At 40.5% G+C, this 19,706-nt stretch carries 11 protein-coding genes and 1 riboswitch; of the genes, 1 reads left to right on the top strand and 10 read right to left on the bottom strand.

The annotated features are described in order from the left end of the window. Positions 1-37: 37 nt before the first annotated feature. Positions 38-1,432: a methyl-accepting chemotaxis protein gene (locus ACERJO_RS06310; RefSeq protein WP_373646942.1), complete on the top strand. Its 1,395-nt coding sequence runs from the start codon at positions 38-40 to the stop codon at positions 1,430-1,432. A 203-nt stretch (positions 1,433-1,635) separates the two neighbouring features. Here the strand turns inward: ACERJO_RS06310 and ACERJO_RS06305 are convergent, their stop codons facing one another. The 10 genes from ACERJO_RS06305 to ACERJO_RS06260 all read right to left on the bottom strand — a co-directional run bounded on the left by ACERJO_RS06305 (position 1,636) and on the right by ACERJO_RS06260 (position 19,429). Beyond that, a complete protein-coding gene (locus tag ACERJO_RS06305; protein ID WP_247105912.1) occupies positions 1,636-2,325 on the bottom strand; it encodes an ECF transporter S component in 690 nt (229 codons plus the stop codon). Further along, entirely contained in the window at positions 2,307-3,938 is a 1,632-nt protein-coding gene (locus ACERJO_RS06300) for an ABC transporter ATP-binding protein (RefSeq protein WP_373646941.1), read from the bottom strand. Before ACERJO_RS06300 ends, ACERJO_RS06305 begins: the two co-directional genes overlap by 19 nt. Next, the gene (locus ACERJO_RS06295; RefSeq protein WP_373646940.1) at positions 3,920-4,798 is read right to left on the bottom strand and encodes an energy-coupling factor transporter transmembrane component T; all 879 of its coding nucleotides are present in this window, start codon (positions 4,796-4,798) and stop codon (positions 3,920-3,922) included. The genes ACERJO_RS06300 and ACERJO_RS06295 overlap by 19 nt, the downstream gene beginning before the upstream one ends. A gap of 15 nt (positions 4,799-4,813) precedes the next feature. Continuing rightward, positions 4,814-5,626: a DUF4430 domain-containing protein gene (locus ACERJO_RS06290; RefSeq protein WP_373646939.1), complete on the bottom strand. Its 813-nt coding sequence runs from the start codon at positions 5,624-5,626 to the stop codon at positions 4,814-4,816. A gap of 129 nt (positions 5,627-5,755) precedes the next feature. Beyond that, positions 5,756-7,630 (bottom strand): DUF4430 domain-containing protein, encoded by a 1,875-nt coding sequence (locus ACERJO_RS06285; protein ID WP_373646938.1) that lies wholly within the window; start codon positions 7,628-7,630, stop codon positions 5,756-5,758. 129 nt (positions 7,631-7,759) lie between these two features. Then, positions 7,760-7,949, bottom strand: a riboswitch (cobalamin riboswitch). Between the two features lie 145 nt (positions 7,950-8,094). Further along, positions 8,095-9,579, bottom strand: a complete 1,485-nt coding sequence (locus ACERJO_RS06280; protein WP_373646937.1) for a glutamate synthase subunit beta — start codon at positions 9,577-9,579, stop codon at positions 8,095-8,097. Then, a complete protein-coding gene (gene gltB / locus ACERJO_RS06275) occupies positions 9,572-14,170 on the bottom strand; it encodes a glutamate synthase large subunit (RefSeq protein WP_373646936.1) in 4,599 nt (1,532 codons plus the stop codon). Before gltB ends, ACERJO_RS06280 begins: the two co-directional genes overlap by 8 nt. 425 nt (positions 14,171-14,595) lie before the next feature. Further along, positions 14,596-15,105 (bottom strand): hypothetical protein, encoded by a 510-nt coding sequence (locus ACERJO_RS06270; RefSeq protein ID WP_247105905.1) that lies wholly within the window; start codon positions 15,103-15,105, stop codon positions 14,596-14,598. A 34-nt stretch (positions 15,106-15,139) separates the two neighbouring features. Then, positions 15,140-17,476 (bottom strand): EAL domain-containing protein, encoded by a 2,337-nt coding sequence (locus tag ACERJO_RS06265; protein ID WP_373646935.1) that lies wholly within the window; start codon positions 17,474-17,476, stop codon positions 15,140-15,142. A 168-nt stretch (positions 17,477-17,644) separates the two neighbouring features. Beyond that, a complete protein-coding gene (locus ACERJO_RS06260) occupies positions 17,645-19,429 on the bottom strand; it encodes a methyl-accepting chemotaxis protein (protein WP_247105903.1) in 1,785 nt (594 codons plus the stop codon). Between the last annotated feature and the right edge of the window lie 277 nt (positions 19,430-19,706).

The following is a 19,706-nucleotide window of genomic DNA, read 5'->3' as shown; positions in this document are numbered from 1 at the left end:
GTTACTTTTAACAAACAGAAAGAAAGAGGATGACGTCTTGAAACAATTTTCTGAAGGGGATTTAAGTAAAAATATTCCTCAAAGTAAAAATCGGCATGTAAACCTGTTCCAAAAAACGATCCACATGTTTAGGCCCTTTCTCCAAATCACGAAACGATCGAGCAAGGATCTTTACGCGAGGGTAACAGGAGTAGCTCAATCATCGGCTAATTTAGAAGAAGAAGTTAGGACCGTTACTCATACGATGAACGAATTAGCACGAGGCATTCAGCAACAGGCAGACGAAGCTATTACGATATCCGAGCAAATGAATCATGTCCATTCAGCAACAGAAAGACTTATCTCTAAGCACTCGCAAATCCTTCAATCAAGTGAGCAAATTGAGAGCACCGTTGAAACTGGAATCAAACATATGAATGCATCCAGTGAAAAAATGAACTCATTAAAAAGAGAAAGTACAATAGGCTACGAAGAAGCACAAAGTCTGATGAATGCTTCTAAAGATATTACACACATTATTGACCTTATTCAAAAGCTAGCTAAACAAACAAGTCTACTCTCCTTAAATGCCTCAATAGAAGCTTCTCGTGCCGGCGAACGAGGTAAAGGCTTTGCGGTTGTCGCTAAGGAAATCGGCGAACTAGCTGATCAATCAAAATCTGCCACAGAAGATATTGAAGCCATTATTAAGTCCTTACAAGATCAAATTACACATTCAAACAATCGAACGATGGCTACTTTATCGCTAGTAGATGATACAACTTCTAGTATTAAACAAACTGAAGAAAGCTTTCATCACATTATGGAAGAAGTGCGACAAATCAAAGTCGATATAAAAGCAGTAGAAAAGGAAGGAGACCATCTTAATAAGAGTACAGAAACGACAAAAGGAGCCCTTCACCAATCAGCGGCAATTAACGAAGAGCTTTCTGCTGCGAGTCAGGAGATACTAGCCTCTACATTAGAGCAACAACAAACCATTGAACGAATGAACATAAATATCCATGAGACAACAAAGGATGTATTTGCTCTATCCGCCGTTACATCCCTTTTTACATTACCTAATGACCAAACAAATAAGCATGAAGTCGAAGCAATATTTAAACAGGCATTAACGATTAGAGGAATGATGGTTACTATGATTGCGTCAACGAATTATGAAGAGGTCGTTTATTGGAAGCGGGAAAAGGAACGAGCTGAGAAGCATTTATATAACCAAATAGAAAAGCTTTCTAACGTCGCCACTAGCGAGAAGTGTACATCAAACATTCAGAGGTTCAACGAATTATGGACAACATTTAATGAGATTACAACAATAAATACGAAATTAATGCTTGAAGGCAATGCTGAACAAGCAAAACAAAATGTAGCTACAATCGGACGAAATCAATTTAACAAAATTGTTCAATTATGTACGAATTGGCTGGCATAAGAAGTGCCAGAGGTCTCCTATACATCAGTGAGAGAATCCTAGATGAGGTTATACAGCGATAATAGCGGAACGAGGAACCGCATCGAGTGGGGTGGAATCCCTTTCACTCGTTGCTCTCGGTCCATTTCTAGCTTTATGCCAGTTAAGAGAACCTCTTTCAAAACTCTCCTACTATGAAACCAGCACACACAACATATTTCACCCTATTCCATAAGCCCGTATTTCTTCTTAAAGCGCATAAGGATTTTCATCCAAATACCACCAAAGACGAGTAAGAAGAGTACGTTGGAGGCTGCGTGCATCGTATCAAACAAAGCACTTCCGAAAAAGTAAGGTACGAGAATCGAGAAATTCCATTCGCCATTAACAAAGATAAGTGATAATACACCCCAAGCATTCATGATCCACCCAAACAAATAGCCCCAAGCAATTGCAAATAATACTTTTCCAAATTTTCTTTTTAGCCAAATATGATTTCTCCATAACCCTGCTGTCAATCCAACTAAGCCCCATGCGAGCATTTGCCATGGCGTCCAAGGACCTTGACCTAATATCATATTAGATGCAAGCGCTGCAACAACTCCGATCATCATCCCACTTTCCGCACCAAACACAAAGCCTGACATCATAATGACGAACGTCGTTGGCTGTACACTTGGTATGCTAGCAAACGGAATACGGCTAACAGCCGCAATCGCAGCAAGAACGGCTAATAATACGAGTTCTCTCGCCTCTAGTTTTCTACGTTCAAATCGAATAATAAAGAGAAGAAGAGCTGATATAATAATGACAAAACTAATCCATAAATAGTGATCAGTCCACAGCAATGAGGCGATAATCACGAAACCTACCATTGTCAGTAAAACGACCCAGGTTAATGTTGATCGAAGCATTGCAAAGCCCTCTCTATCGTCATGACGTCATCTGATTTCCCTCGGAACAACCGTTGGATCATTGTTGTATAAAAGAAATTCCCTTTAAAAAAATCGCTTGGTACACCTTCTGATGTAATTTGACCTTGGAACATCATTCCACACGTCGTTGCATAACGTGAAGCAAACTCAATGTCATGTGTTGTCATAAAGACGGTAATCCCTTTTTTCTTTAGTTCCACTAGCATATCACCTAACCGTATCTTTGAAATCGGATCTAATCCTTTTGTCGGTTCATCTAGTAATAGTAGCTTCGGTTTACGAATTAAAATACAAGCAAGTGCAGCCTTTTGTAGCTCACCACCACTCAGATCATACGGATGGCGATCTTTCAAGTGATCTATTTGCAAAGCCTCTAACAAGGAGTCTGCTTCATCTTGATCCGTTACATTCCATTGTGCCATCACCGCTGCTAACTCTTCCCCGACTGTTTCATGTATAAAGAACAGCTTTGGGTTTTGTGGTAAATAACCAACGATAGAAACAAACTCCTCAGATTGCTTCCATTTCATCAATTGACCATCTAGAGTCAGTTTCCCTTTTTGCGGCTTCAGCAATCCCATTAATACCTTCAATAACGTTGTCTTTCCAGAACCATTTCCCCCAACAAGTGCATAAATTTCCTCTTTATAGATCGCCAATGTTAAACGATGAAGAACGGCCTGATCCTCTTCATATTGAAAGGAGACATCTCGCAATCGGATCATTTCCTCGGCTTCATTTGACGCTACCTCAACCTTTTGATCAATATAAGCATTCCAAAGTTGCTGATCTAACCATAATCGTCCTTCTTTCACAGTAAGAGGAATATGTGGCAATTGTTCATTAACAGTCAAAGCTAGTGAGGGTGTTGTCGGCACAAATGGTTGATAAGAAGACTTCCATAACGTTCTCACAACCTCTTTCGGTGTACCACATTCTACAATAGCTCCTTCTTTCATTGCCACAACTTGATCAGCCAAAGCCAACACATCTTCAAGTCGATGCTCAGCGATAATAATCGTCATACCAAACTCTTCATTTAATTGCACAAGCATTTCTAAAAAATCACGAGCACTCACTGGATCAAGCTGAGCTGTCGGTTCATCAAGCAACAAAATATGAGGCTGCATTAGCAAGATCGAAGCGACATTCACCTGCTGCTTCTGCCCACCAGATAGTTCATGTGTTTTTCTTTTCAATAAATCCTCAGCACCAAGAAAATGCACCATTTCAGCAACACGGTTCCGCATCTCCACTGTCGGTAAGCCGATATTTTCTAAACCGAACACTAGCTCATGTAAAACCTCATCTGCTACAACTTGATTATCGGGATCTTGGAAAACAAAGCCAATATCTTGTTCACTCACTAATTGTTCAATCGATTCCCCCTCTAATAACCGTTCTCCTGTTAACTGACCATGAGGTTGAATCGATGGTTTTAACAGCTTTAGCAGCGTACTCTTCCCACATCCAGAAGGGCCTATTAGCACAACAAAATCTCCTCGTTGAATGTCCACGGAAATTTCATTCAATGCTGGCTTTTCACTATCTGGATAGGTAAAGCAAATGTTGTTTAATTGAATATACGCCATTTAATCATTCCACCCCATTCTAGCCATAAAGGAAATAAGAAATAAAAAATAAACAAACATAATAGAAGCATGTCGCCTCCAACCAATTGAAGCGAATCCATGACTGGATAGATCGTTAAATAGCCCAATCCTACAAGTCGACCAATCATCATAATTGTTAAGCTAATTAGAATAAAAGCAACACTCAACGTATCGTATGAATACCAACGAAAGTGAGCATATGAACTTCTTTTCCCTTTTCCAAATGCTCGTGCCTTCATTGAGTCTGCCGTTTGTATCGCTTCTTCCAATGAATAGGTCAGCAAAATTTGCACATAGAGTAGCCCTTTTTTCGCTCTTTCACTCCACTTACCACGAGTGACCGAGACCCCTTTACTATGTTGAACCATGCTAATGTCGTCCAGCCTTCTTTTCATAAGAGGAATAAAACGCAATGTTAGCATTAACAGCAAAGCAAACTGTGGCAGCACACGCCCAAACAAAAACAATAACTTATTTGGCGTCATAACTCGGTTAAATGAAATAAAAAGCACAACTATGCTCATAAGTGAAAATGCAGTAATACCACCGTACAAAAGAGCTTCAAGTGTAATGCGACGATTCGCCCATTCAACTAACACATGTGACCCTCTTTGATTAAAAAAAGGATTAGCCATCACGAAAATGAGCGCTGACAAAAAGATAAATAACACCCAACCACGCACCCCACGCAAACGATCATGCAAATATTCACGAAGTAAAATGGCAAAAAAAGCAGCTAACAAATAATACGGGTGTAGCATAAGCATTAATAACGCAATTGCACCACTATAAAAAAGAAAAGTCGTTAATGGATGTAGTTGTTCAAATCGAAGGTTCATGAGGACAACCTACTGTCATTCTTCTGTATATAACCATTCAACGCGATCTCCTGCCTTTACTATTGTTACACCTGCACTTTGGGTAATACTCGTACCATTTACTTTTGCTACCCAACCGCTCCTCGGCCCATAGTCAAATTCATACACATCGGCAATTCCTCGAACATAAGCAGCTGCGCCTCTCCCCGTGTAATCAACGTAAATATCGGCCGACTTACCGTACTTTGTCAGTATATCCAAAACCGTATCACCATCTGCATATTCGACTTCTCCTTCACCCATTTTCCCACTTGGTCCTTGTATCACAATCGATACTGTTGGCTCAGAGGTAGATGTTGTTTTCTCTTCTTTAGGCTTTGACTCATTTGCTTTCGAAGACGAGCTTTCTTGCTTCTTTTCTTCTTTTGGTTTTGAATTAGAAGACTGATTATTGGATGAATTGGAATGAGAGTTCGATGAGGATTGTTTCTTTTTCTCATCCGAACTAGACTGGTGATCACTTGTCTGATTCGATTCTTTCTTTTCTGTTGATTCATTCGCAAGGTCTTCATTCGAAGAAGAAGATGTCGCCTCAGATTGTTCAATTTCCTTCGACTTACTAGGCAACACCACTTCCGCATCCTCTAGCTGTTCAACTTCTTCTTCTGTGTTACTCTCCTCGTCACCTAGTTCTGCACCTTCATCTTGTTCGATTTCAACATCCTCTATTACTTGTTCTTGATCATGACGATCATCCTGATGCTCTTCTTTATTTCCTGTCCCACAACCTATTAAAATGCCAATAGCCATGAACATGAGCAACAAAATTTGGATCCAACGAATTCTCATCCTCACAACACGCTCCTCTACTATAAGCTGATCTACTCCATACCGAAATGAGACCCCCTATTATGACTTAAAGGGCACTGAAAAAGGGAAAGCAAACCTTTTCAGCGCCCTATGCATAAACAAAAGGGATTATTCTTCCTTCATCATTCCACGACGTTTCGTTATCACAAATGCTATCACACCTATTAGCAATAAAACTAAACCAACCAAAAGAAGATTAAATGTATTCGTTGCCGTATCTGGTAACCGCTCACCTTCATCTGTTGATTCCGATGTGTTATTAGAATCTATTACTTTTTCATTATTATTAGAAGGTAAAGGGGGCTCTGTTTCTACCTTTTCATAAGGATTAGTTGTTTCCTCTTCCTCAACAACAACATCTTCTAATCCATACTGAACTTCTCCATCAGCTAAAGGAAGATGATACAAAGATCCTTCCCCATTTACATATAGCTGATACGCAACAAGAGCACGATAGGCTTGGTCGGTTGAAAATGGATCACTATCAGAACCATAGCCATCCTTCCAATAGAATCCACCATCATCATTTTGGAAGCTCAATAAGTAATCAACAAGCCTCGTACTTTCACTATCACTTGGATCCTCTGGCTGGTTTGGTTCAACCCCAGCTGTCGCAAGCGCAATAATAACTTGAGAAGCAGTCGAGCTATTGTCAATTTGCGAAGCATTTGCTTGGATATAACGTAATGCTTCATTCACACTTTGTTCAACTTCTGTTTGAGATGTATGTGGCGCTAATGCGGTGATGGCCATCGCCGTTGTATCCAAATCAGCTGAGCTACTTCCATCCCAAGACCAGCCGCCACTTCCATTTTGAGCATCTAGCAAATATGAAATCATCCGTTCACGATCCCACGCTGCTCCATCTGGTGTTTCAAAGCCTGCACTATCTAACGCAATTAAACCATACACAACACCGTTTAAACCTTGACGCGTTAATTCACCATTATAAATGGCTTCAACGAGGTTGTATCCTTCAATATTTGTCGGGTTGCCACCTGCTGCTAAAATACCTAACGTCACACGCTCATAATCCGTTATAGCACGAAACTGTCCTTCATTCTCTCTTAACGTCTCTTTCACTTGATCTAAATAGCTACTCGGCACTTCTTTTCTTGCCTGTCTTAATGCTATTGCATTCCAATCACCGATTGTTCCAGCAAGAATATAATCAGTTGCTGAATCGATCGCACTTTGAATGACTTCTGGATCAACTCGTTCAGTCTCAGAACCTTCTTCTGTTACAGGATCCTCTTCTTCAGAACCGCTGTCAGCATCTCCGCCTTCATCTTCCGATTCATTCTCAATGAAGACAAAGGAAATCAGGTCTCCATTTGTCAACACGTAGTCACTAGCACCGACTTGCGAAGACTCATCATTAACGGCTAATGACCAATAATCAGGATACTCTGCCTTTAAACCATTAATTCCTGTAATAAAATTCCCAAAATCATATACGTCATACTCTAAATTGTCCTTACCGATGACTACCTTAATTAAATCAAAGGCTGTTGCCCCTTCAATAAATCCAAAACTGTCATCATAAGCTTGAACTTCTTCAATTCCTACAATTTCAAGTTCAGCACTATCACTTTCAGCTGTCCAGTCAACTAGTTTAAATGTTAGAATGTCGTCTTCATCGACTAAAAAGCTATCTGCCCCTGTTTGTGCTGAGATTCGATTGACATAAAATGCCCAGAAATAGTTTCCTTCTGCCTGCACATCATTAATTGTATGAATAAATTTCCCGTATTGGCCATCATCATATCCAACATTCTCCTCACCGACAGCACGCACGAGTAAGTCAAACGCCGTATCTCCCTCTTCAACCTCATACTCACTAACATCAACCGTAACAATCTGATTGCTCTCTTCTAATTGCTGATCCGATGCTTCCTCAGCAAATACCGCCGTATTGACACTTCCAAAGAACAGTGAAAACACAAGCAACACTGCCATCATCTGATGCATCCATTTTTTCATTTTTGTTCCTCCTCATTTTCTATCTATCCATCAAAAAAAGCCCCTCTAACTGAGAAGGAGCTAAAATGTTAAGAGATTAATAGCATCATATACTATACATTCTTAACACCCCTTCTATCCGCGTAGAACATGGTGCTGGCAAAACAGGCAGGTTTCCTGGCTCATGGTCATCACTTCCTACGTCTTCCCATCTTTTTATAAGACAGTGACAATAGTAGGTTGCTCGCATTTACAGTGGCGGGACCGCGTTGGTTTCTCATCAACTTCCCTATTAAGCTAGCATTTACTAAATGCCAGCACCTGTTTAATTAACTATGAACTTATCGAAGTAATTATACTCGAACTCACTCTAGTAATCAATATGAAAAAATGTGTAGAATGATTTTATAGAGGTTGTTCAAAAGGGCGCTTTTTTCCCTTTTTGATGACCTCGAGGCAGGCTTTTATAAAAACAAGCCTACCTTTTAAGGTAAGCTTGTTTCTCCCATTAAATACTTATCGCATTCACGTGCTGCTTCTCTTCCTTCATTAATCGCCCAAACGATCAAACTTTGGCCTCGGCGCATATCACCTGCCGCAAATAAACCGTCAATATTCGTTCGGTAAGTACCATATTCTGCCTTTACATTTGATCGCTTGTTTAATTGAACATTGGCTTCTGTCAGAAATTCAGTCTCCGGACCGCTAAATCCAATAGCAAGTAACACTAATTGGGCAGGCCAACGCTTTTCTGTCCCAGGTAATTCTTTCCTTATTTTCTTGCCTTCTGCATTCATAAATGTTTCCACTTCAACAGTCTCAACAAATGCAACTTGACCTTGATCATCGCCTATAAATCGCTTCGTCATGACGGCATAAGCGCGTGGATCTTCACCTAATACTGCAGCTGCTTCCTTATGTCCATATTCAACTCGATGAATGACGGGCCATTGCGGCCATGGATTATCGGGCTCGCGCTCGGTCCCTTTCTTTGGATATATATCAAACTGAGTTAGACTCCGGCACCCATGACGAACGGATGTCGCTAAACAATCTGTTCCTGTATCCCCACCGCCAATTACGATGACATCTTTATCCCTGGCCGAAATGTAGGCACCATCTTCATGACTAGAATCTAATAGACTCTTCGTATTCGTATGCAAGAAGTCCATCGCAAAATGAATCCCTTCTAATCCTCTTCCTTCCACTTCTATGTCACGATGCATCGCCGCTCCGCCACATAAAATGACCGCATCAAAGTCTGAATGTAGCTTTTTTAGTGGATAATCCTTCCCTATTTCCGTATTCGGTTGAAACATGATTCCTTCTGCTTGTAAGATGTTCACTCGTCGCTCAATTACTTGATAAGGAAGCTTCATTTCCGGAATTCCATACGTCAGTAATCCACCAATTCGGTCATGCCTTTCGTAGACCGTTACTAGATGCCCTGCCTTGTTTAATTGGGCAGCTGCAGCTAATCCCGCTGGACCCGATCCGACAATGGCGACCTTTTTACCAGTCCGATCAGTTGGTGGTGTAGGCTTAACCCAGCCTTCCTTAAAGCCACGTTCAACAATCGCTAATTCGACTGATCGAATCGCCACAGGCGGTTCATTGATCCCTAGTACACACGCCCCTTCACACGGTGCAGGACAGGCCATACCCGTAAATTCTGGGAAATTGTTACGTTCATGTTCACGCTCTAACGCTTCCTTCCACTGCCCTTGATAGACGAGATCATTCCACTCAGGAATGAGATGATGAACCGGACAACCTGTTGTCATACCATTTAACATCATCCCTGTATGACACGTAGGCACTCCACAGTCCATGCAACGTGCCCCCTGCTGCTGGAGCTCCTGCTCTTGATGACGCAGTGTATAATCATCCCAATCCTTCACTCGCTCTTTCGGATCACGTTCAGGTAATGGCTTTCTAGTATAATCAATAAATCCTGTTGGTTTACCCATTGTTCACGTCACCATCCTTCACAAGATCGACGGCCGCTTTACTTTCTTCAAAAGCCGCTAAAGCCGCTTTATATGAGTCATACCCTTTCTCTTTAAATCGATCAATCCTCTTCTTCATCACCATATAATCACGTGGAATCACACGAACAAACTGCTTGGATATCTTACCCCAATTTTTCAGTACTTCTTTGCCTCGTTCACTTTTCGTGTAATATACATGTCTTTCGATCATCACTTGAATATCACTAATTTCTTCTTCACTAGCATGCTCAATAACGACTAGCTCTTGATTGCAGCGTTTCGCAAATTTCTGATCGTAATCGAGCACATAAGCGACTCCACCAGACATACCAGCTGCAAAATTCTTACCTGTTTCACCTAAAACAACGACTTTCCCACCGGTCATATATTCACACCCGTGATCACCAACCCCTTCAACAACGACGTTAGCACCACTATTTCTTACACAGAAGCGTTCACCTGCTATTCCATTCACGTAAGCCTCTCCTGCTGTTGCCCCGTAGAAGGCAACATTGCCAATAATGATGTTATCGGCAGCAACAAATGTAGACCTTTTAGAAGGACGTACAATTAGTTTCCCGCCAGACAATCCTTTTCCGAAGAAATCGTTCGCATCGCCAACTAAGCGCATCGATAGTCCACTTGGAATAAACGCACCAAAGCTTTGTCCAGCTGAGCCAATTAATGTTAGTTTAATCGTATCTTCAGCTAACCCTTCTATTCCGTACCTCTTTGTAATCTCGCTACCGAGCATTGTGCCAGCAACACGGTTAATATTACGTATCGACAATGTCGACACTACTTTTTCCTTTCGCTCTAATGCAGCTTCACAACGAGGAATTAATTCTTGCTGATCTAACGTCTTATCTAATCCGTGTACTTGCTCAATCGTTGCGTATCGACTTACTGATTGTACCTCTTCCGGTTGATATAATAATGGGGACAAATCAATCCCTTTTGCTTTCCAATGCTCAATCGCTTGATTGCTCTCTAGCAAATCTGTCCTCCCGATCAACTCATCCATCGTTCGAATACCCAATTGAGCCATATATTCTCGTACCTCTTGCGCAATGAACGTCATAAAATGAACGACATGCTCTGGTGTACCGATAAATTTCTTTCGCAAGCTAGGATCTTGTGTTGCAACTCCGACTGGACACGTATTCAAATGACATACTCTCATTAGAATACAACCTAAAACAACGAGTGGCGCTGTCGAAAAGCCATATTCTTCCGCCCCTAGCAATGCCGCAATCACGACATCCCGTCCCGTCATCATCTTTCCATCTGTTTCTACGACAATTCGATCTCGGAGCTTATTTAATAAAAGGGTTTGATGTGTTTCGGCAAGTCCAATTTCCCAAGGTAATCCAGCATGCTTCAAGCTCGTCCTTGGCGCAGCACCTGTTCCTCCATCGTAGCCACTAATTAATACTAAATCCGCTCTTCCTTTAGCCACCCCAGCCGCAATCGTTCCAACACCTCCTCCAGAGACTAGCTTTACACTAACTCTCGCCTTCGGATTAGCATTTTTCAAATTGTGAATAAGCTCAGCTAAATCCTCAATCGAATAAATATCATGGTGAGGTGGAGGTGAAATTAAGTCGACACCTGGTGTTGAACCACGAACTTCAGCAATCCAAGGATATACTTTAGAACCAGGTAAATGTCCGCCCTCTCCTGGTTTAGCGCCTTGTGCCATTTTAATTTGAATTTCATCAGCATTTAGTAAATAATAGCTGTTTACTCCAAATCGACCGGATGCCACTTGCTTGATCGCACTTCGCCGTAAATCACCGTTTGGATCAGCAATAAAACGTTCAGGCGACTCTCCACCTTCACCCGAATTGCTTTTTCCTCCTAATCGATTCATCGCAATCGCTAATGCTTCATGAGCTTCTTCACTAATTGAGCCATAGGACATTGCACCTGTTTTAAAGCGTTTCACAATCTGTTCGACTGACTCTACCTCATCAATCGCAATCGATTTTGTTTTTTTAAATACTAATAAGCCACGAATCGATTGTAAGTTATGGTTTGTGTCATTTAACAATGACGTATATTGTTTAAACAACGAATAATCATTGGTCCGACATGCTTGCTGCAATAGATGAATCGTTTGTGGATTATATTGATGGTCCTCTCCTTCTTGTCTCCATTGAAAATCATCTCCAGATTCAAGGCGCAGCCTCCCACTACGGTTAGAATGAAATGCCTGTCGATGCTTGAGCCTCATTTCCTCGGCCATCCTATCTAAATTAATTCCATCAATACTTGAATACGTTCCCGTGAAATATTGATCGAGAACAGTCTGATCAACTCCAACTGCTTCAAACACTTGAGCACCTTGATAGCTTTGCAATGTGGAAATACCCATCTTTGACATAATCTTCACAATTCCACTCGTTGCTGCTTGACAAAATGTATCCACCGCCTGCACCTCATCAATCCCACGAATATCCCCTTGTTCAATAAGGGAGCGGATTGTATCAAAGGCCAAATACGGAAAGACAACCTCAGCACCAAACCCTAGCAATGTTGCGAAATGATGAACCTCACGTGGCTCTGCGGATTCAAGTAATATACTGACTTTCGCGCGAAGACCAGCACGAATTAAATAATGATGCAAGCCTGAAACAGCCAAAAGCGGTGGAATCGAATACGAATCTTTATTCACACCACGATCAGAAAGAATGACTAACTCAGTTCCACCCTTGATCGAGGATGCCACTTTTTTGCATAATTCATCTACATAAACCGCTATTTTCGATTGACCCTCCATCGGAACACGAATCGTGAAAATCTCTGTTTTAAATGAACTGTTTGTTAGTTGTCTCCATACCTTTTCCGTTGCGATCGGACTATTGATTTGAATTTTCTTGCAGCTTTCCTCAGTTGGTTGAATGATATTTCGTTCCGGCCCAATTGTCGTTACAACGGACGTAATTAATTTCTCTCTTATTGCATCAATCGGTGGATTCGTCACTTGAGCAAACTTTTGCTTGAAATACGTATACAACGGCATCGGCTTTTTTGACAATAACGCAAGTGGTGAATCATAGCCCATTGAACCAACAGGATCCTTCCCGTCTGTCACCATTGGTTTTATTAATTTATTGATCTCTTCAATTGTATAGCCAAAGGCCACCTGCAAGCGAACTAAATCATCACCAGTCATGGGATCATTGCTTTTCTTATTTGGAGAAAGCGTATGTAACGGAATAAGATGTTGATCAAGCCACTTCTTATACGGGTACTGATTGGCATACGTTTTCTTTAGCTTTTCATCTGGAACAATTGTCTTTTTCTCAAGGTCAACTAACAGCATCTTTCCCGGTAGTAGTCTTCCTTTGTATTCAATCTCTTCAGCTGTTATATCTAGAGCTCCTACTTCTGAACCAAGAACAATCATGCCATCCTTTGTCACATAATAACGAGCTGGTCGTAACCCATTTCGATCAAGACATGCACCAATTTGGCCTCCATCTGTGTACACAACAGCTGCCGGTCCATCCCAAGGCTCCATTAAGCAACTATGATATTCATAAAAAGCTTTCTTCTCTTCTGAAATGAGTTCATGGTTCCATGGCTCTGGAATCATCATCATCGCAGTATGAGCAAGGGAACGACCCGATAAATGAAAAAACTCAAAAGCATTATCAAACATTGATGAATCACTTCCGCTCTCATCAATAACTGGAAACAGTTGAGCATATTCTCGCTCAGAAAATAGCTCTGACTGACATAGCGCTTCTCGCGCCTTCATCGCAAGGACATTGCCTTTAATCGTATTAAACTCGCCATTATGAATCGTCATCCGATTAGGGTGAGCTCTTTCCCAGCTTGGAAACGTATTTGTACTAAATCGCGAATGGACGAGTGCTAATGCTGATTGATAATCACGGTGATTCAAATCAATATAAAAGGAATCAAGCTGTTCTGGAATTAGCATCCCCTTATACACGATCGTCTTTGAAGAAAAACTACAGACGTATAACCCATCTCTATGAATTGAATCTGCTTGTAGGCACGCCTTTTCAATTCGTTTTCGAATAACATAAAGCTTGCGCTCAAACTCACTTTGATCATGGATTTCTTTACTAGGCTTTACAAAAACTTGTCTAATATATGGCTTAGACTTCTTGGCTAGGTCACCAACAAATGAATCATTAACTGGTACGGTTCGCCAGCCTAGTAATTGTTGCCCCTCTTCTTCAATCATAGTAGACACAGTTGTCTCTGCTTGCTTACGAACAGCAGGGTCATTTGGTAAGAAGAGCATTCCTACCCCATAAGCGCCTTCTTTATCCGGGAGGTAGATATCTTCTTTCTCACATTGCTTCACAAACAGTTTATGAGGAATTTGCGTTAAAATCCCCGCACCATCCCCCGTACTAATATCTGCGGATTGCCCTCCACGATGCTCTAAATTACACAGGATCGTAATAGCGTACTCAATAATATCATGTGTTTGTTTTCCATCAATATTAGCTACCATCCCAATCCCACACGCTTCATGCTCTTCACTCGGTCGGTACAAGCCTTTACGTTGCCTCGAAGCTTTACTCATTTTAATCACCTCTTCCGCTTTCCAATAACTGTTATACATGTAAACAGTCTTATAGTATGCAAAATAAAGTGATTTATCCCCACATGATAGATTACATTGACATATAAGAAAAACAGAGATAGCGACTTAAAGCTACCTTAATTAAATGATTAAGGATTTTATAAATAAAAGGAAGTGAAAAAGTCGATTTTGCAGGGCGCTGAAAAAGTGCGATTTTCACTTTTTCAGTGCCTTTAAGTAATGTGCGTAGCCGTTGCCCGATTTTGAAAGCCTTGAAATGAGTGGGTTTCTCATAGCAAGGCGCGCAACGAGCGGAGCCATTACTCTTCTTTGAGTTACTAGAAAGGACTTTTTCAGTGGACTTCGATTTTGCACTTTTTCACTTCCCTCAATAAACCAACGCCTTAACATTTCAGTGTCCTTCGTTAAATACGACTTAACTCTCTTAATGATTTCATTACGTAAGAGAGCAGCTCTGGAATATCACTCATATGACGTTCATTTAGCTTCCGATCAAACCGAACTGTTATTTGATTTAAATATGTCCGTTCTTCTCGATGAAAAGTGAACTGAACCGATTGTTCAATCGGCAACCGTGATTGCCATATGTCCTGAAGAATCTGCTCAATTTGTACACATTGAGTATCTATATCTGATAGTTCCATATACAACCGTACGATTAATGAACAACCGACTTCACCTTCAATCTCTAATAACTCTGTTGCAGAATCTAATAAAGATGCACGTAAGCAAACTTCAGCCTTGATGGAAGGGACATCGTTTAATTGGAATTGTATATGGCATATTCGTTCCATTGTCGCAAGATCAACCCTATCTGAGCGATCAACAATTTCTATTACCTGATCGATATTATCTAAATCATACAGTTGATTTTCAAACGCTACTTTTAAGTTTTCATAGTGAGTAGGATGCATACACTCTTCACCTCCCGAACTTTATTTATCTCATTCATTGCAGCAGGTACTCTACTTCACTTACTGAAATAGGCTTACTATAATAAAAACCTTGAACGAGATCGCACTTTTCATTCTTCAACCATCGTACTTGCTCCTCAGTTTCAACCCCTTCAACGAGAACTCCTAATTTCAAGTTATGACCTAGCTGGATCATGGATCGTAGGATTGCTTCTCCGTTCGAATCATTTTGTAGTTGAATAAATGACCGATCAATCTTTAATACGTCGACTGGAAGCTCCTTCAAGTGTCTAAACGAAGAATAGCCAGTTCCAAAATCATCAATGGATAGCTTTATTCCTTCTTCTCGTAATCGTATGAGTTTTTCAATAATGTGGTTTTCATATGTCAATGACCAGGATTCCGTCATTTCTAATTCGAGATATTTGGGGTTCATTTCCGTTCTTGACACAATCTTCATAACTCGTTCTACAAAATCCTCACTAACAAGCTGCAACGGAGAAATATTCACAGCAACCGAAAATGGCTTTAGTCCCTGCTCCATCCATTTCTTCCATTGAAAACATGCTTCCTCTAACACCCAATCGCCTATTTGAATGATAAGTCCTGTTTCTTCTGCAACTGGAATAAAGTGAGCAGGGCTTCTCATACCTAATAATGGATGCTCCCAACGAATAAGTGCTTCTACCCCTTCTAATTCCTCTCCCTTATCACTTAGTTTGTATTTAGGCTGGTACAATAAGTAAAATTGTCTTTCTTCTATGGCCTCCATTAACCCTTTTTCTATATCAATTCGTTCATTTAACTTTAAACGAATCGAATCATCAAAGACCACTATTTGATTCTTCCTCTGTTTTTTCGCTTCATACATAGCTAAATCAGCAAATTGTAATAATTCTGATGCTGTCGTCGCACTATGAGGATATTGACTAATTCCCGCACTTAACGTCACAGTAATTTTCGTTCGATCAATTGTAAATGTGTCCCCAATGATATCAATTAAATTACATGACACTTCTTCAAAGTGACTAGCACGTTCGTCAATTAGTAAAATGACAAATTCATCCCCACCAACTCTAGCTAATAGATCTTCAGCCTTTAAGGATTGTTGTAACCGTTTAGCAACTTCCTGTAATAATAGATCTCCTGCTGCATGACCTAATGTATCATTAGTAAACTTCAGCCGATCAAGATCAATGAATATGCAAGTCAACTCTCGTTTCTCTTGAACGAATGATTCTAACTTTTGCTCTAATCGATACCGATTAGGTAGCTTCGTTAACGTATCATGATAGGCCATATGCTCCACTAATTCTTCTGAACGCTTTCTCTCCGTCATATCTCTGAAAAACCATAGCGATTGGTTAAGATCTTCTCCTTTAATCTCATGTCTCTTCACCTCGATAATGTACGAACCTACTTTAATATATGTTTCCTTTAAAAATGGAAATCCCGCCATTAATTCTTGATGATATTTATGAAGATTACGCATATTGCGAGACAATCCAGCCTTTTGAAACAATTGATAAAAGGCCTCATTCGCATGTAAAATAACATTTCCTGTTTCTGTAATAACAATCCCTTCATCAGCTGAATCTAATAATGTCCCTTGGAGTACACCCTGCTTCCGCAAAACTCGATCGAGAACAATAGAGAAAAAAAACAAGACGAAAAGAAGGAGCGTAACGATTACTACAAGAATCGTTAACACTTCCCTGTTGAACATACCCTCATTAGAGATCATATCCGCACCATCTATGTAAAAATAAGAAGCTTCCATACCTGAATAATGCATTCCGGTAATTGCAATAGCCATTAACAAAGAAAAAAGCACTTTCAAATTCCACTTCATCCCTCTAATAGCATATGGTGAGAAGAATCCCACCCATAAAGCCGTCATCGAAGCAATCACAGCTATAACCACTGATACACCGACTAATAGAATGTTATAGGATATCGTGACAGGCTGTATCGCTTCCATTCCGATATAATGCATCATGGCAATTCCACTTCCCATAATGAATCCTGCTAACAATAATTGAACATAATGTGTACCATGATAAGATACTATGTAATAACCAGCTGTACAGCCCACAATTGCCGCTACGACCGAGACGATGACCACAGACGGATCATAATAGATCATTTCAGGTAAACGAAATGCGAGCATAGCAATAAAATGCATGGACCATATCCCAATTCCTAGTATGCTACCACCAGCAAGAAGCCATAACTTCCTTGCTGACCCATGTGTCATTCTCACCCTCCCAGCTAAATCAATAGACGCATACGCTGCCAATCCAGCAATTAAATATGATAATAGAACGAATTCAAAGTCATGCTGTCCGTGCAATTGAATTTCACCTGTCATATGTCACCTCATGTTTGTTTATCATTGCTCGTCAAAATGAATAGAATAACCTAACACTCCTTCTTATATGTTAACATTTCACTCCTATGGAAATAGATTTTATTATATAAGATAACGAGATATAAAGCATCTAGAAGAGCTACACTCTCATAGATGCTTCGTTTTCTACTACATCGTGAATTCCTTAATCTGCTCTTGTAGCTCAACAGCCATGGAACTTAACTCTTCTGCAGTTTTAGCGACAACGTTCATAGATGCAAGAGTCTGCTCAGAAGTAGCAGCCACCGTATCCGTCCCCTCAGTCATTGACTGTGAAATCGTTGAAAATTCATTTATCGCCGCCATCAAATCCTCACCCTTTTCATTCATAAATTGCGTAATTGTCGTCACTTCAGAAATTCTCTCATCGACTTGCTCATTGATTTGTTCAATTTGATCAAATAACTGCTTCATCTCACCCATTGAAACTAGACCAACTTGAACATCCGCTTGTACTCTTTCCATTGATGACACTGTCGAGCTCGTATCCCCTTGAATTTCACCGATCATTTCCTTCACTCTCACTGCTGACTGACCGGATTGTTCAGCAAGCTTACGAACTTCATTCGCTACTACCGCAAACCCTTTTCCATGTTCCCCTGCACGTGCAGCTTCAATGGAAGCATTCAATGCAAGTAAATTTGTCTGCTCACTTATATCTGTCATCGTGCTAATGATTTCATTAATTTCACTCGAACGCTCCTCGAGACGACGGATCATCACCATCGATTGACCTACCGATTCTGACATTCCTGTAATTTGGCCAGAGGTTTGATCCATCTTATTCTTTCCTTCTTTGGAGATATGAACGGATTCATGAGATTGCGACTTTAAATCATCCGTAGCTATAACGACTTCCTTCAAGCCTTTCTGTTGCCCTTGAACAACCTCTAAACTAAGATCTGCTCTATTTTTCACCTTTTCAGCTAATGTCGAAAGCTCTTGGATTTCATAGGCTGTATGCTCACTCGTCGACGCATTTTCTTCGGCACTTGCCGTTAATTCTTCAGAGGAAGAGGTTACTTGCGAAGACGACTCGGCAATGTGACTAATCATATTTTTAAGCTTCACTTGCATTTGATTAATAGAATGCGCCAGTAAAGCAATCTCAGTCTGTCCTTTTTCATCGAGTTCATCTCCACTTAAATCACCCGCAGCAATTTTTTCGGCAGCCACTCTTACGAGGTCAATTTTCTTCGTCAATTTCTTCATCACAACATACAAAATAGTCGAAGCAACTACTGTTATCACAGCTCCAATGATGAATGCTGCCCATGCAAATAAATGAACAGACTCATAGAACTCCTCACTATATGCTGCTACTCCATACATCCAGCCCCATTCATCATAGAACGTCACATACGCATGCTTCTCACGTGGAAAATCCTCTCCCTCATTCATCCACATGTATGTATAATAGCGATCATCCGGATTGGACTGTCCAGCAGCTTCAATCAGCCCTTGGATCATATAGTTTCCATCTGAATCCTGCGCATTGTACAAATTCGTACCTTCATTGCCATGTGGATGCAATACCGTTGTACCATCATCTAAAAAGCCATAGAAGTACCCATCATCCCCATAAGTAAAAGAAACGGATTGGTAATCTCTGTATGGCTGGCCGGATTCGTTCATACTAACTATTTCACCTGATAATTTCACTCTCGCTTGTTCTTGTGCTTCATCTAACGTAATCAAGCCTGCATCGACTTGATCTTGCAACGTTTCCATTAATGAACCGGCTGCATCAACTAAATTCCTTAAATCTTGCTGACCAGCTTCCGTTAATTGAGTTTTTGCAATTTGATAGCTTGAAACACCTAATAACCCAACTGAAACAACCATAATACTTGCCATAATAAGAAAGATTCGATTTGCTAATTGGTTCGTCCACTTTCGTTTTTGCTTTGCCATCATACCACTCCCCCAGTACGCCTCTTATTATTGTTTATCATGATATAAAATTACGCTTTTATCTTGATAAGCTCATAAAGACTACCCATTCAGCTTCATTCGACTTATTTTTACAATGAAAACGTTTTATATTCTATATATCGACAATTATAAGTAGTTTATTAACAAAATGTTTCGTTTTTCACATAAAAAAAGGTGCCTTAAAGACACCTCAGACCGTAGGCAAACACCTTTGAAAAATGACTCTCAAAGGTGTTTTTTACGTTACTTTTTCTAT

Origin of the sequence: Halalkalibacter sp. AB-rgal2 (assembly GCF_041821005.1) — a bacterium.
Lineage (GTDB): Bacteria > Bacillota > Bacilli > Bacillales > Bacillaceae_D > Halalkalibacter.
Note: the sequence above shows the minus strand (reverse complement) of the source record. Positions and strands in the feature narration are given on the sequence as shown.